Origin of the sequence: Thorsellia anophelis DSM 18579 (assembly GCF_900111395.1) — a bacterium.
In the GTDB taxonomy this organism is placed as follows: Bacteria; Pseudomonadota; Gammaproteobacteria; order Enterobacterales; family Thorselliaceae; genus Thorsellia; species Thorsellia anophelis.
Map to the genome: position 1 here is coordinate 41,732 of NZ_FOHV01000001.1, position 14,912 is coordinate 56,643.

The following is a 14,912-nucleotide window of genomic DNA, read 5'->3' on the forward strand; positions in this document are numbered from 1 at the left end:
GATGTAAGAGACTGAGTTATTTGCTATTTTTTATGTTATTTATCAGCTAAATACCAGTCATAAGTTCATTATATGCAACCCACTTTGTTAATTTTAAAAAATTAAGCCTAAGTCTATTGCTATGTTTTGGGTAGGTATGAGTGCTGAGCTGATTCAAGATTTAATCCACTTTGGCATCTCATTCCATGTACCGTATTGTGAATATGAGTTTAGTACTAAAACAATGCGATTAATGATTTTTAAATTTAATCAAATAGTTAATCTAACGCTAAGACTATATTCATTATTTTCTATTTAACCTAAATAAAGTCAGCAATAACGTTATTTAGGTTAAATAGCTTCAATTAGCTTATTATAGTGCATTAATGGCTATTAATGTACAATCAATTGAAATTATTTTAGTGAACAACTTACACTTTAGTATGTGAATTTAAGCACTGCAGAGTGAATACAAAACCGGGTAGGTAAGTATTTTAGCAAATAGTTTTATAGCATTATTTATTCAAATTTACTTAAGCTTTTGAATTATAATCTAAAATGCAGATTTATGCACTTTTTAACTTTAACTTACATTTCCACCTTATTAAATTAATAGATTGCGGAGATGTCTTTGATCTTTAGTACTAATTTTGAGTGTAAGCGTTGATTTCAAACTGCTCGTTTTACTTTGACTTTATTTTTCCAGATAAGTTCAATTTAAATGATAAAAATAATTGAGCTTTTTTAATGTCATAGATTCAAAAAGGGTTAGTCTTATCAAATTACGATGACACCATTAAATTTTCATGACATGTTCGCGATAAAATTTTAATTCCTCTATGGATTCTTTTATATCATCTAATGCTTGGTGAGTCGATTTTTTTGAAAATTTCTTCAAAATTGAAGGTTCCCAACGTTGAACTAACTCTTTTATAGTGCTGACATCTAAGTATCTGTAGTGAAAATATGCTTCTAAGTTTGGCATATAATTAAATAAAAATCGTCTATCTTGCCCAATACTATTGCCACAGATAGGTGATGTGTTAGCAGGTACCCACTGTTTTAAAAAATCTAATGTTTGTGATTCAGCAATAGACTCAGTTATTGTACTGTTTTTAACTCTTTCAGTTAAGCCAGAATGCCCGTGAGTACGTTGATTCCATTCGTCCATTAAAGCTAAAACTTCAGGTGGTTGGTATACTGCTATTACTGGACCTTGTGCAAGAATATTTAGCATTTTATCTGTCACAATTGTTGCAATTTCAATAATTCGGTCAGTTCTTGGATCAAGTCCAGTCATTTCAAGATCTATCCAAATTAAATTTTCTTTCTTATCATTAGAATCAATTTTAGGATATTCTTGCATGGTTTATATACCTTTAGATGTTTAACTAATCATTTTATTATTGTTTCTTATTATATCGTAAACTCAGGCCTAGTGGTATTTTTTTCCTGTGGTGATGTGAAATAACAAGAAAAGCTTGTTTTTTAGCAATTAGTCTCAATGAAAATTTCACTGACAGCCATTAATGCTATTTTTTCACTGTTATTTCTTACTAAATTTGCTACATTATAGAAACATTAATATATGTGTTCATTTTATGCAGATGAATTTGGAGTTTTTTTCCGCATTCAATTCATCTTCTTTGATTTTTTTATCTCTAATAATTTGTTTTTTTTAATTTAATTTAAGCAGGCTGAATATGCAATTATATAATTTAAAAGATCACAGTGAAGTTGTCAGTTTTGCTCAAGCTGTAAAACAAGGGCTTGGTAAGCAACAAGGACTTTTTTTTCCTTCTGTTATTCCCCATTTTTCTACCTCTGAAATAGAGGCGCTTTTGTCGTTAAATTTTGTTGACAGAAGCACTGAAATTCTTTCTGCATTAATTGGAAATGAAATTGAAAAATCAGACTTACACGCTAGAATTAAAACAGCATTTACGTTTCCAGCACCCGTTAAACATGTATCGGACGATATTGCAACATTAGAATTATTTCATGGTCCTACATTAGCATTTAAAGATTTTGGTGGTCGTTTTATGGCGCAAATGCTTCAGCATATAGCAGGAGATGAAAAAATTACCATTTTGACTGCTACATCTGGAGATACTGGGGCTGCTGTTGCACATGCATTTTATAAGATCCCAAACATTAAAGTGGTTATCCTCTACCCAAAAGGTAAAATTAGCCCATTACAAGAAAAATTATTTTGTACATTAGGTGAAAATATCCATACGATTGCGATTGAAAGTGATTTTGACGCATGCCAAGCGCTTGTTAAACATGCTTTTGATGATGTCGAACTTAAAAAAGCGATTGGGTTAAATTCAGCTAATTCTATTAATATTAGTCGATTATTAGCCCAGATTTGTTATTATTTTGAAGCATTTGCTCAATTAAGTGAGACTGAGCGATCAGAATTAGTGATTTCAGTACCAAGCGGTAATTTTGGAGATTTAACAGCTGGGTTGCTCGCTAAAGCGTTAGGCTTACCAATTAAGCGCTTTATTGCGGCAACGAATGAAAATGATACCGTACCGCGTTATCTTGAAACTCGCAAATGGGAGCCAAATAAAACTGTTGCAACTATCTCGAATGCTATGGATGTCAGTTCCCCTAATAATTGGCCTAGAGTTGAAGAAATTTTTAGAACTCAGGGATGGGATCTAAATGAATTAGGTTCAGGTAAAGTAACGGATCAAGTAACTGCTGAGACAATGAAAGCATTAGATGCATTAGGTTATGTTTCGGAACCACATGCAGCAGTTGCTTATCGATTATTGAGAGATCAGTTACAACCAGGAGAGTTTGGTTTATTTTTAGGAACAGCTCACCCTGCAAAATTTATTGAAAGTGTTGAAAGTATTTTGGATAAAAAAATTGATTTACCTGAAGCTTTAGCAAAACGGGCCTCATTAGAGCTGTTATCCCATAAGATGCAGGATGATTTTTCAGAATTAAGGGCATTTTTAATGTCTGTTGCGGGGCAATAGAATTTAAATACTTAAGTTTGTTGTTGCATAAAGTGAAATAAATAATCCTATATATTTCACTTTTGGCAATGAAAAAAATCAGTATACTAATTAATATGATTGTAAACCTCTATCATGGTTATCTTGAATTGGTTAACAATATATCACATAACTATTTATTCAGATATTTTTGGAGAGAGTAACATAATGGCTAATAATTATTTTAATACTTTAAATTTAAGGCAGCAACTTGCTCAGTTAGGTAAGTGTCGTTTTATGTCACGCAGTGAGTTTGCTGGGGAAGCTGATTTTCTTAAAGGGAAGAAAGTTGTAATAGTAGGTTGTGGTGCCCAAGGGTTAAACCAAGGGTTAAATATGAGAGACTCTGGCTTAGATGTTGCTTATGCTTTAAGAAAAGAAGCAATTGAACAAAAAAGGGATTCATTTAAACGCGCTACTGAGAATGGATTTAAAGTAGGAACTTATGAAGAATTATTACCTACAGCTGACCTTGTCATTAATTTAACACCAGATAAACAACATTCTAAAGTTGTTGCAGATGTTCAGCCTCTCATGAAAAATGGGGCAGCATTGGGATATTCACATGGTTTTAATATTGTTGAAGTTGGTGAGCAAATTCGTTCTGATTTGACGGTTGTTATGGTTGCACCTAAATGCCCAGGTACTGAAGTACGTGAAGAGTATAAACGTGGATTTGGTGTACCTACGCTAATAGCTGTTCACCCAGAAAATGATCCTAAAGGAGAAGGTCTTGCTATTGCAAAAGCTTGGGCGGCTGCAACAGGTGGGCACCGCGCTGGTGTGCTTGAATCTTCTTTTGTTGCTGAAGTTAAGTCAGACTTAATGGGAGAGCAAACAATCCTGTGTGGCATGTTACAAGCGGGTTCTCTTTTATGTTTTGATAAAATGGTTGCAGATAAAGTTGACCCTAAATATGCAGCAAAACTTATCCAGTTCGGTTGGGAAACTATAACGGAAGCCTTAAAGCAAGGTGGTATTACGTTAATGATGGATAGACTGAACAATACTGCAAAATTACGTGCACTAGCTTTATCTGAAGAGTTAAAAGTTATAATGGCTCCTCTATTCCAAAAGCATATGGATGATATCATTGCAGGTGAATTTTCTGCGGGTATGATGGCTGATTGGGCTAATGATGATAAAAAATTATTAACTTGGCGCGAAGAAACAGGTAAATCTGCGTTTGAAAATTCAACACTAACAGATGAAAAAATTGAAGAACAAACTTATTTCGACCACGGTATTGTAATGATAGCTATGGTAAAAGCAGGTGTTGAGTTAGCATTTGAAACAATGGTTGATGCAGGGATTATTGAAGAATCTGCATATTATGAATCACTTCATGAATTACCTTTAATTGCTAATACTATCGCTCGTAAGCGTTTATATGAAATGAATGTTGTTATTTCTGATACAGCTGAATATGGTAATTACCTTTTTGCTAATGCCGCTGTACCACTATTAAAAACGTTTATGTCAAAACTTCAACCTGGTGATTTAGGACAAGCAATTAAAGAAGGTGAAGTAGATAACGTTCAACTTAGAGATGCTAATGAATCTATCCGTAATCACCCAATTGAGTCTATAGGTGCGAAACTCCGTGGTTACATGACTGATATGAAACGTATTTCAGTTGCAGGTTAATTAGTAGCGATTAATAGAACAGTTGCCTGATATCAAATTAAAGGTTTTATTTGATATCAGGCACTAATCAATTGCAGGTTAAACTTTTTATTTTTTAGTACTAAGTCATTATCATTTATGCTCAGTTAAAGAATTTTACCTACCCAAATTACCTTACCTAGAATTTGAAATTCATCCGGATAATTATCCTTATCAACTTCCTCATTTGTAAAATTTGGATTACTACAGCTTAAATTTAATCTATTTCCTGTCATTTGTTGAATATGGCGAATTGTTGGTGTGCCATTTATATAAATCAAATATATCCCTTCGCTTAAGGTCTTATCAATATGATTGATAATTATATGATCTTGAGGGTTAATCATGGGAGTCATACTATCGCTTATTACTTCAAAAACAGATAGATGATCTGGATTTGCATTTAGTGTTGACTCAATAAAAGAAAGATTAAATGGGATACTTAAAGTCGTTTTATTTTGCCTGTTAAGATTATCTACCGCTGCATACGAGATTTTTTCATAATCTACTTCTTTGGGATTGTTTTTTTTATTAATATTTTGAATACTTTGATTTAGCGCAATATCCGTTAGTACCACTAATCTGCTTTCTGGGTTTAAGGCATCTAAAATTTGCCAATTATATCCAGTATTATTTGGGGTAGGTTCGCATGCAAGCAAACCATGTGGTTGAGCTTTTGATGCATCTTTAGGTCCAATACCAAATGCTAACCAAGTAACACTACAGTTTTTTAGTTCCGCAAAAAGTTTTACTTTTTCTAAATTAGGGGTCGTTTTACCATTTACATAATCGCGTATACTTTTGTCGGATAATCCAGTTTGTTTTGAAAACGCACTATATGAAGTATCTTTGAGTATTAATTTTAACCGACTCGGAAATGAATCATGAACGTTATATTCATCATGATAACTTTGGATGATTTTTTTTTGCGTACTTGATTTATTGCTCATATTCCTTCCTTTGAATGAGTTTTATAGGATAAAAAAACTTTTTTTAGTTGATTTTGGTGTTTTAATCCGTTATCTTAGTGTATTAATACGTTTTTTATGTGCTTTAGGATTTAAATACTATCTAACCGGATAACATGAAAGGAATCATACTATGATATTACGTAATCAACAAATATTAGATTGGCATCCAGCTGATATTCGTGCAGCTTTAGAAAAAAAAGGAACAAATTTGAGGCAAGTTTCAAGGGCAGCAGGGTTAGCACCTGATACATTGAAAAATACCTTAGTAAGACGCTGGCCCAAAGGTGAGAGGCTTATAGCAGAAGCAATTGGTATTGAAGCTGAGGTGATTTGGCCGAGTCGATATACAAAAAATAAAACTGGTTGATGATTCATATTTCATTTATTAGTATGATTTAAATTATTGTACGAATCCACGAGTAGTGTATTGCAGGTTACGTGCAAAAATGTACTGGGTTTATAGCTTGGTAGTATCACCCTACTTGGTAGTATCACCCTATTAGGTCGTTGATAACTTATAGTGAAGCGGCTTAAATTTTAATAATATGCGTTATGCAAAACATGCTCTATGTGATTTAGTTCACATTTTTAGATGATCAACCTGACACACTTCCCTTTCAGGTTGATTTAATTTGATCAATTTGATGTAATTAGGTATATTCGATATAGATTGATTAACTAAATTGAGATTCTACGTTATGAACCTAACTACTATGATAAATATACTAGCAAAGTGCACATCTAATTTATTAGGTGCGCTTGTGCTTGTTTCTGTTGTGGTGGTCGTCGTCGGCAATCAGCCGTGATGGGAACATAACGCAAAATTGCTTAAACCCCACCGGCTAAAATCGGTGGGGTTTTTTATTTGTACCTCACTGATGATACCGGTTCTATTTTAATCTAGCTTGCTCGGCTAAGCTTTGAAAAGGAACGTATTATGCAGATGACAGGTGCTGAATTAATTGTTAAAGTCTTAGAACTCCAAAATATTACCCAAATAGCAGGTATACCAGGTGGGGCCGCGCTCCCACTCTATGATGCATTAAGTCATAGCAAAAAAATAAAACATATTTTAGCAAGGCACGAACAAGGCGCTGGTTTTATTGCCCAAGGTATAGCTCGTGCAACAGGTAAACCAGCTGTGTGTATTTCTTCTAGTGGGCCAGGTGCAACAAATTTAGTCACCGCTATCGCAGATGCAAAACTAGATTCAATCCCTTTAGTATGCATTACAGCTCAAGTAGCTAATAATTTAATTGGTACTGATGCTTTTCAAGAAATAGATACTTATGGGATTTCTATTCCTATCACAAAGTATAATTATCTTGTAAGAGACATTATCGATTTGGTGCCAAGCTTGATTGAAGCGTTTGAGCTAGCTAAAGATGGAAGGCCCGGGCCTGTATGGTTAGACATCCCTAAGGATGTTTTAATGGCTAAAATTGCGCTTGAAGATGTTACCGATCAATTAGCTTCTATTGGGAAACCAAGTACATATAATCATCGTAGTCATAGTATAGAACAATTAATTAAAGATGCTGCTGATTGGATTAATCACTCAAAAAGACCTATTTTGTATTTAGGTGGGGGGATTATTCACTCAAATGCTTCCAGCGAAGCTTTATCTCTTGCTGAGTTATCTTCATTACCGACCACTATGACCCTTATGGGGCTAGGTGCAATTCCAACAACTCATCCTCTTTCGATTGGAATGTTAGGCATGCATGCTGCACGTTACACGAACCTTATCTTAAATGAAGCAGATTTATTAATTGTGATAGGTGCTCGATTCGATGATAGGGCCGTTGGAAAAGTAACAGAGTTTTGTCCTAATGCTAAAATTATACATATCGATATTGATGCTGCAGAAATTGATAAAATTAAGGTTGCTAATATTGCCATTGAAGCTGATGCTGCTGCCGTTATAAGGCAATTAATAGAGTACATTAGCCCTAATGAACGCTATGATTGGCTTGAGAGAATTACTAAAGTTAAAGCAGATTACCCATTAATTACAGAGAATAAAGATGATCCTTTATCTCACTATGGGCTAATTTATCATTGTGCTGAATATGCAGCTGAGGATGCTATTATTACAACAGATGTGGGACAGCATCAGATGTGGGTTGCTCAAGTTTATCCTATGTTAACACCGAGACAGTGGTTAACCTCAGGTGGATTAGGTACGATGGGGTTTGGCTTGCCTGCAGCAATAGGCGCAGCTATTGCTTGTCCAGGGCGTCAAGTTTTATGCTTTACTGGTGATGGAAGTATCATGATGAACCTTCAAGAAATGGCAACTTTAGTAGAACATCAGCTTAACGTGAAAATTATATTATTAAATAATAGAGCATTAGGAATGGTCCATCAACAACAATCTCTTTTTTATGATAATCAAATCTATGCCTCCACTTATCATTGTCAGACAAATTTTCTAAAAATAGCAGAGGGATTTGGATTAAGAACATTTGATTTAAACCAGTCAATTAATCCAGCTGTAGCATTACAAGGTGCCCTTAATTCAGAAGGACCATGTTTGATTCATGCTTTTATTGACTTACACAATAAAGTTTACCCTGTTGTTGTGCCTGGTGCTTCAAATATTAATATGATCAATGCTTAAAAGGAGAATCAAAATGACAAATTCGGCGCTAATTGAATCTAAACAGTCTCAAACCCAATATGCTATATTAGCCTTAACTGTCAGAAATCATCCTGGTGTAATGTCACATATTTGTGGATTATTTGCTAGGAGGGCCTTTAATATGGAAGGTATACTCTGTTTACCGATACAGGGCAGCAATTCCTCCTCTAGCCGTATTTGGTTAAAGGTTACCCAAGATAGTAGATTAAAACAAATTATAGCTCAGTTAAAAAAATTACAAGATGTCGCTGATGTAATACAATATCCAGGTAACCATCCAATTTTTCATAGGGTAGCCCCTTATTTTAATGAGCAAATTTAATTTTTTTAGAATTTGTATTTGGAGATCATCCTGTGTGAATTAGCCTGAGATAATTTATTATGTAATAAAAAATGAAGGTAAACACCTTAATAATTGTAAACCTTCATTTTGTTAATTAATTTTCTACTTATTTCATAATTTCATTTTTAGTCTAATGTTATGTAAATATATTGGATATATACCTTAGCCCGTAATGAAAAATTGAAAAAGTAAGGATGCCTAATATGATGTAAATCGAAATTAAAATTGCTGAGAATATTTTAATTGTTAAATATAACTGATTTTGAATAAGAAATAAAAATAAGTTTATTTCCTTTGCAGTTATCTTTCGATTTTTTGATAGATACCATGGTTTATTGAAATATTGTTCATAAGTAAAGTTTTCTTTGTTCGATTTTGTCAGTATGGAGTGAAATATTAATAATAAAGATATAGAACGTCTTAGTTTTTTCATAAGGTTTTCTTCTAAAATTGGTTAAGTAATAGGAACTAAAATTTAAAAGCCTTAGAACAGCGCTTTTTTGTTTTTAAATTATATATAAGTTCTATGATGTAAAAATCTCATATTAGCGTAACGTTTTTTTATAAAAGCTAAAAAGAAGGATGTAACTAATTTAAATCTATTTTTAATTTACAGTTTATTGGAGGGAACCTATTTAAATACAATGCATTAATTAAATTTAAATTTTAGGTTTATTTAGTGTGTAAAAAAGATGAAAGTTTTTACGGCGATTTTAGACAAAAATTTTATTTAAATTTTCGGAATCTTTACGATTAAAGGAGCGAGAAATAGGTAATTATTGAAGAATATGCTGCATTATTTTATAAGATTAGGTTCGTTAATTACTAAAGTGTTGATTAGCTGTGTTAAGTTTACAGTTAGAAATTACAATCAATCATATAAAGCGAGTGTTTCAGTTTAAGAATTTTTAGAGTCATTTAGGATAATTCTACTGGGTATGCTAGCACTTCTTTTATTGATGTTTTGTTTAAAGCAAGCATGAATAATCTATCTAGTCCAAGTGCAACACCGGAGGTTGGGGGCATACCATGGACTAATGCGGCCAATAAAAATTCGTCAATAGGCATTAATTCAAGATTTGATTTTTGCCTTTGGATATTATCCAGTTCAAATCTTTTACGTTGCTCAATTGGACAAGTTAATTCATGAAAACCATTTGCCAGTTCAATACCTTTATAATAGAACTCAAATCGTTCAGCAACACGGTGGTCGACATCACTGAGTTTAGCTAATGCTGCTTGAGAAGCAGGGAAGTGATAAATCACAATGGGTCTTTCCTGCCCAATTTTAGGTTCAACACCAATTGAAAATAAAAACTGCAGGAGAGTATCCCTGTCTTGTTCTAAAAGCGCCCCATCCCATCCAAGCTTATGGGCTTTATTTTGTAAAGTACTAAGTGTTGAATCAAGTGGATCAATTTGGAGATGTAATTGCATTGCATGGCGGTAGCTTAAATGCTCAGAAGGTTGTGTCTCTAGGATATACTGTAATAGGTCATCTACTTCATTGATTAAATTTAGCATTGTGTAAAAAGGACGATACCATTCTAACATGGTAAATTCTGGATTGTGAAGTCGTCCTGCTTCTTCATTGCGAAAACATTTACATATTTGGAATATAGCGCCACTTCCTGATGCGACCATACGTTTCATATGGTATTCAGGACTAGTAATAAGATATAGCGGTTCTTCTTTTGATGAATTAGGAGCTAAAAAATGAGTTTTAAAACTATGCAAATGTTTATCAGTCACTGCTGACTGACTTAAAGAAGGTGTTTCTACTTCAAGTATGCCTCTAGAAACAAAAAATTGTCTTACTTTATGCATCAATTCTGCTCGCTTGACTAATATAGTATTTGTAGCAGTTGGTTGCCAGTTAATATTTTGTTCAGACATGTTTAGTTTATTTTCCATTGCAATACTTAATTGTGCTATTTTTTAGTGAAAATTGAATTTATTGTGAATATTTGATAATGGCCTTACCAAGGTTGCATCTCATTTTTATCAGTTTTACTGATAAGAGCACTTAGAAACTCTCCTTCAGGTAAAATAAGATCGGGAGCAATCTCAAATAAAGGGTAAAGCATAAATTCACGGCTTTTCAATCCATAATGAGGAATTGTTAACCTATCATTTTCGACGATCTCATTGCCAAATAGTAGTATATCTATATCTAAAGTACGTGAAGCAAATCTCTCTTGCGTTCTTATACGCCCCGCTTTTAATTCAATTGATTGGGTTTTATCTAGTAATTCTATAGGGGATAATTGGGTCTCTATACATGCTACGGCATTTAGATAATCATCTTGTGACAAGCCGCCTAGTGGTTTTGTTCGATAGAAACTTGAAACACACATCCATTTCGAGTTAGGCAACTTTTTGATTTGTTCTATTGCAAAATTAACATTGGCATACGGGTCACCTAGGTTACTTCCAAGTGCCAAGTATACTGTATGATAAGGGTTATTTGCTGTAATGGTATTATGTTCATTCATATTTTAAATTACTTCGTTGATTGGTCAAATATATCTATTTGTATCAAGTTTCTTATTGTTCAGGCATAGCCTTCTTACGCCTTGGTTTATTAAAGTGACGCTTTGGTTTTGGATAAGTGTCATTTGCATCGTGTAAATCATTTGCATAAACACTTTTGTTGCGCTTAGATGAGCCCTCTATCTGGCTTTGACTGATAGGATTCTCAATTTGGAAATTTTCCCACCACTGAGCTAAATTTTGTATCTCCTGATTACGTTCAACAGATGCTCTGAGTTTTAATAAATCAAACCCAGCTCTGAACTTATTGAGTTCAAGTAGCTTATATGCTTTAGGGCCTTGATGACGAGCAAGTTGTGATTGAAGTTGCCATATTTCACGGATAATTAAAGTTAAACGTTTTGGAATGGCAAGAGTACGGTGCTGTTCATCTAATAAATCATTCATTGCAAGGTTAAAGGCATCATAATCCGTTAACCCGCCTTCATTTTTGATAGTTTTAGATTTTTCTAGCAAGGGATACCAAAGAAGCGCTGCAAAAAGAAAAGCAGGATTGACCCCTAAATTGTCAGCAATTCTTTGATCTGTATTTATTAAAACTTGCTCTACCATACGTGTAAAGGGAGTATTAGTTTGTTCATCTAACCATGTATTTAAAAGTGGAAAGAGCACACCAAATAAATTAAATTCACGCAGTTTTTTTAAACTTGCTAACCCATAGCCACCTTGTAATAGCTTAAGTGATTCGTCAAACAATCTAGCAGGCGGAATAGCTTTTAATAAATGCGATAATTCAAATATTGGTTCGGCAGTTTCTTTACTAATTTGCATATTCAGTTTCGCTGCAAATCTAACCGCTCTTAGCATTCGGACAGGATCTTCGCGATAACGAGTAATAGGATCCCCAATTAACTTGATGAGCCCGGCTTTGAGATCATCAATTCCCCCAGCAAAATCTTTTACACTAAAATCATCTACATTATAATAAAGGCAGTTAATAGTAAAATCACGCCTAGCTGCATCTTGTTCAAGTGTGCCGAAAATATTATCTCTTGTTAACATACCATTTTGGGTTTGTGCAGAAGCATTCTTATCTACAGTTTCTTCATCATGAGGCGCTCTAAATGTTGCTACTTCTATAATTTCACGGCCATAAACAATATGAGCAAGCTGAAATCGTCTGCCAATAATTCTACAATTTGCGAATAATCGTTTTATTTGAGCTGGTGTAGCATTCGTACATACGTCAAAATCTTTAGGTGTATTTCCCAGTAATAAATCTCTTACTCCGCCTCCAACCAGGTATGCCTCAAAACCTGCATTATTAAGGCGATAAAGTACTTTTGTCGCATTTGAGCTAATATTATTACGACTGATGTTATGCTTATCTCTTGGGATAATAGTTTCAATTAAACCGTTGTCAGTGATTCGGCTTTGTGTTGGGCCTTTTCTGATTCGGTTTGGTTTATTTCTGCGAGGCATGTGTGAGTTTTGGCGTTCATCCCGCTGATCTTCTCTCGCTCTAGATTCTTTTGTTATCTCGTTTTGTTTAGTAACACGTTGTTTAGAATTAGACTTTTTTTTCCTTCGCGGAGCTTCATTAGCGGATAACTCAGCATTATGTGAAGACGTCATATTAGGCTGCGATGAGCCATAATCTAATGAATCTGATTTTAATTTACCGCTGACTATAGTCCGGTATAGATTGGTAATACTCTTAAAAATAATACACCTCAATTGTGTTTGTAGTTATGTTGATTAAGGGTTTTTTGATAAAGACATTAAGCTATCCTATCAAGTCTATGAGTGCAATGATACACTATTAAGAGAGATTGTTTAATGACATCTTAGTAAAATTACAAGCACATAATGTATTTAATAAGAGGAACATTATGATTTATGAAAATAGTTCTATAGATCCAGTTGATAAATTAGATAATAGTCCCAAACGATGTAATTGGGTAACAGAATCACAATTATATATAGATTACCACGATCATGAATGGGGGGTCCCTTGTTATGACCGTTTACAACTTTTTGCTATGCTCTGTTTAGAAGGGCAGCAAGCAGGGCTTTCTTGGTATACTGTTTTAAAAAAACGTGAACACTATTATACCTGTTTTGAACAGTTTATTCCTGAAAAAGTCGCATTATTTAGTGAAAAAAATATTTGCGAGCTATTGTCTGATCCAGGGTTAATTCGTAACCGTTTAAAATTGAATGCGATTGTTAAAAATGCAAAAGCTTTACTTCTTATGGAACAGAACGGGGAAAATTTTGTTGAATTCATATGGGGATTTGTAAATAGTGAACCGAAATTAAACAGAGTGAATTCTATGGCAGATATACCTACAGTGACAGATGAGGCTATTTTGATGTCCAAGGAATTGAAAAAAAGAGGGTTTACATTTGTAGGGCCAACGATCTGTTACGCTTTTATGCAGGCATGTGGTTTAGTTAATGATCACTTGACTGATTGTATTGCACGTCATTGAAAATGATATTAATTAGATTTAATAAGAAGAAGTATGATACTGAATATGATTTTATTTTTATGAGTGAGAAGCTAATTCAGTATATACTATTAGGTAATACTAATCTTCTGGTTTTCAATCAACTAAGATTATGAAATTCATTAGCATCAATGCACAAAATCATTTATATAAAGTTTGTTTAAGGATATTCGATGAAAGCTGCCACAGCCATCATAAACCGATCTGCACTCATTCATAATTATAATACGTTAAAAAAATTGTCACCAAATAGTCAATTAATGGCTGTAGTGAAGGCTAATGGTTATGGACATGGCGCATTAGAAATTGCTAAAACATTACATTTTGCTGATTATTGTGGAGTTGCAAGAGTTGATGAAGCATTAGCGTTAAGGGAATCAGGAATCACCTCTCCAATTTTACTCTTAGAGGGATTTGTTAGTGAATATTGCCTACCACTATTGATAGAGCATCAATTAGAAACCGTTATCCATTGTCAAGAGCAGTTAGATATGCTACTTGCTTTTAAGTCAGAACAACTGATTAAAGTTTGGTTGAAATTAGATACTGGTATGCATCGATTAGGCATTCGCATGGAAGAGGCTGAAAATGCATTTATGCAGTTAAGTTGCTCTGCGATAGTTGAAAAACCCATCAATTTAATGACACATTTTGCATGCTCTGATGAATTAGACAACCCACTTACTCAGAATCAAATAAATCAATTTGATACGTTTAGTCAAACAAAAGCTATCGGACTTAGCTCGCTTGCTGCATCTGGAGGCATCCTCTTTTGGCCTGAATCAAGGCGGGATTTAAATCGCGCAGGCATCATTTTATATGGTGTGTCTCCTCTTACTAATAAACCCGCAATTGATTTTGATTTAAAGCCAGTTATGCAACTTGAAAGTAGTCTAATTGCTGTGCGTAGACATCTCAAAGGTGAAAGTGTAGGCTACAATGCTACTTGGACTGGTGATCGAGATACGACTATTGGCGTTGTTGCGATAGGATATGGTGATGGTTATAGTCGCTCTTTAAAAAATGGTACACCAGTTTTAGTTAATGGTAGAGAAGTACCATTAATTGGTAGAGTTTCTATGGATATGATAACGGTTGACTTAGGTCCTAATGCAACTGACAAAGTTGGAGATACTGTCATTTTATGGGGCAAAGCCTTACCGATAGAGCGAATTGCGTTACAAAATGGATTGTCTCCTTATGAATTAATGACACAATTAACATCTCGTTTAAAATTAGAATACATTGACGAATGACTTCGTCATAAGTTGATATGAATATATTATTGAG

The 14,912-nt window shown here is 33.9% G+C and carries 12 protein-coding genes; 7 read left to right on the forward strand and 5 right to left on the reverse strand.

All coding sequences use genetic code 11. The features are described from left to right. Positions 1-775 precede the first annotated feature (775 nt). Complete coding sequence (gene orn, locus BMW37_RS00190; protein WP_093316442.1) at positions 776-1,345, reverse strand: oligoribonuclease; 570 nt, start codon at positions 1,343-1,345, stop codon at positions 776-778. 337 nt (positions 1,346-1,682) lie between these two features. On the opposite strand from orn, the gene thrC reads away from it, so the two are divergent. Beyond that, positions 1,683-2,975, forward strand: a complete 1,293-nt coding sequence (thrC, locus tag BMW37_RS00195) for a threonine synthase (RefSeq protein WP_093316445.1) — start codon at positions 1,683-1,685, stop codon at positions 2,973-2,975. 186 nt (positions 2,976-3,161) lie between these two features. After that, positions 3,162-4,640: a ketol-acid reductoisomerase gene (gene ilvC, locus BMW37_RS00200; protein ID WP_093316447.1), complete on the forward strand. Its 1,479-nt coding sequence runs from the start codon at positions 3,162-3,164 to the stop codon at positions 4,638-4,640. Between the two features lie 125 nt (positions 4,641-4,765). Here ilvC and BMW37_RS00205 read toward each other — a convergent pair whose 3' ends face one another. After that, positions 4,766-5,608 (reverse strand): LexA family transcriptional regulator, encoded by an 843-nt coding sequence (locus tag BMW37_RS00205; protein WP_093316449.1) that lies wholly within the window; start codon positions 5,606-5,608, stop codon positions 4,766-4,768. A gap of 151 nt (positions 5,609-5,759) precedes the next feature. Between BMW37_RS00205 and BMW37_RS00210 the strand changes: the two genes are divergently transcribed. The 3 genes from BMW37_RS00210 (at position 5,760) to ilvN (ending at position 8,595) form a co-directional block, all read left to right on the forward strand. Further along, positions 5,760-5,996 (forward strand): helix-turn-helix domain-containing protein, encoded by a 237-nt coding sequence (locus BMW37_RS00210; RefSeq protein WP_093316452.1) that lies wholly within the window; start codon positions 5,760-5,762, stop codon positions 5,994-5,996. A 570-nt stretch (positions 5,997-6,566) separates the two neighbouring features. Beyond that, a complete protein-coding gene (gene ilvB / locus BMW37_RS00215) occupies positions 6,567-8,252 on the forward strand; it encodes an acetolactate synthase large subunit (RefSeq protein ID WP_093316454.1) in 1,686 nt (561 codons plus the stop codon). A 13-nt stretch (positions 8,253-8,265) separates the two neighbouring features. Then, positions 8,266-8,595 (forward strand): acetolactate synthase small subunit, encoded by a 330-nt coding sequence (gene ilvN, locus BMW37_RS00220; RefSeq protein WP_093316457.1) that lies wholly within the window; start codon positions 8,266-8,268, stop codon positions 8,593-8,595. 939 nt (positions 8,596-9,534) lie between these two features. Here ilvN and epmA read toward each other — a convergent pair. From epmA to pcnB, 3 genes are all read right to left on the reverse strand, one after another. After that, the gene (epmA, locus tag BMW37_RS00225) at positions 9,535-10,512 is read right to left on the reverse strand and encodes an elongation factor P--(R)-beta-lysine ligase (RefSeq protein WP_093316460.1); all 978 of its coding nucleotides are present in this window, start codon (positions 10,510-10,512) and stop codon (positions 9,535-9,537) included. An 83-nt stretch (positions 10,513-10,595) separates the two neighbouring features. Then, on the reverse strand, positions 10,596-11,111 hold the full coding sequence (gene folK, locus BMW37_RS00230; RefSeq protein ID WP_093316463.1) for a 2-amino-4-hydroxy-6-hydroxymethyldihydropteridine diphosphokinase: 516 nt from the start codon (positions 11,109-11,111) through the stop codon (positions 10,596-10,598). Positions 11,112-11,163: 52 nt separating this feature from the next. Further along, on the reverse strand, positions 11,164-12,744 hold the full coding sequence (pcnB, locus tag BMW37_RS00235; protein WP_093316466.1) for a polynucleotide adenylyltransferase PcnB: 1,581 nt from the start codon (positions 12,742-12,744) through the stop codon (positions 11,164-11,166). 257 nt (positions 12,745-13,001) lie between these two features. On the opposite strand from pcnB, the gene BMW37_RS00240 reads away from it, so the two are divergent. After that, on the forward strand, positions 13,002-13,604 hold the full coding sequence (locus BMW37_RS00240) for a DNA-3-methyladenine glycosylase I (protein WP_093316468.1): 603 nt from the start codon (positions 13,002-13,004) through the stop codon (positions 13,602-13,604). Positions 13,605-13,795: 191 nt separating this feature from the next. Further along, the gene (alr, locus tag BMW37_RS00245; protein WP_093316471.1) at positions 13,796-14,878 is read left to right on the forward strand and encodes an alanine racemase; all 1,083 of its coding nucleotides are present in this window, start codon (positions 13,796-13,798) and stop codon (positions 14,876-14,878) included. The last annotated feature ends 34 nt before the right edge of the window (positions 14,879-14,912 follow it).

Bases quoted from the DNA above. Each gene is read 5' to 3' on its own strand.
- orn (WP_093316442.1), bottom strand. From the start codon at position 1,345: ATGCAAGAATATCCTAAAATTGATTCTAATGATAAGAAAGAAAATTTA.
- thrC (WP_093316445.1), top strand. From the start codon at position 1,683: ATGCAATTATATAATTTAAAAGATCACAGTGAAGTTGTCAGTTTTGCT.
- ilvC (WP_093316447.1), top strand. From the start codon at position 3,162: ATGGCTAATAATTATTTTAATACTTTAAATTTAAGGCAGCAACTTGCT.
- BMW37_RS00205 (WP_093316449.1), bottom strand. From the start codon at position 5,608: ATGAGCAATAAATCAAGTACGCAAAAAAAAATCATCCAAAGTTATCAT.
- BMW37_RS00210 (WP_093316452.1), top strand. From the start codon at position 5,760: ATGATATTACGTAATCAACAAATATTAGATTGGCATCCAGCTGATATT.
- ilvB (WP_093316454.1), top strand. From the start codon at position 6,567: ATGCAGATGACAGGTGCTGAATTAATTGTTAAAGTCTTAGAACTCCAA.
- ilvN (WP_093316457.1), top strand. From the start codon at position 8,266: ATGACAAATTCGGCGCTAATTGAATCTAAACAGTCTCAAACCCAATAT.
- epmA (WP_093316460.1), bottom strand. From the start codon at position 10,512: ATGTCTGAACAAAATATTAACTGGCAACCAACTGCTACAAATACTATA.
- folK (WP_093316463.1), bottom strand. From the start codon at position 11,111: ATGAATGAACATAATACCATTACAGCAAATAACCCTTATCATACAGTA.
- pcnB (WP_093316466.1), bottom strand. From the start codon at position 12,744: ATGACGTCTTCACATAATGCTGAGTTATCCGCTAATGAAGCTCCGCGA.
- BMW37_RS00240 (WP_093316468.1), top strand. From the start codon at position 13,002: ATGATTTATGAAAATAGTTCTATAGATCCAGTTGATAAATTAGATAAT.
- alr (WP_093316471.1), top strand. From the start codon at position 13,796: ATGAAAGCTGCCACAGCCATCATAAACCGATCTGCACTCATTCATAAT.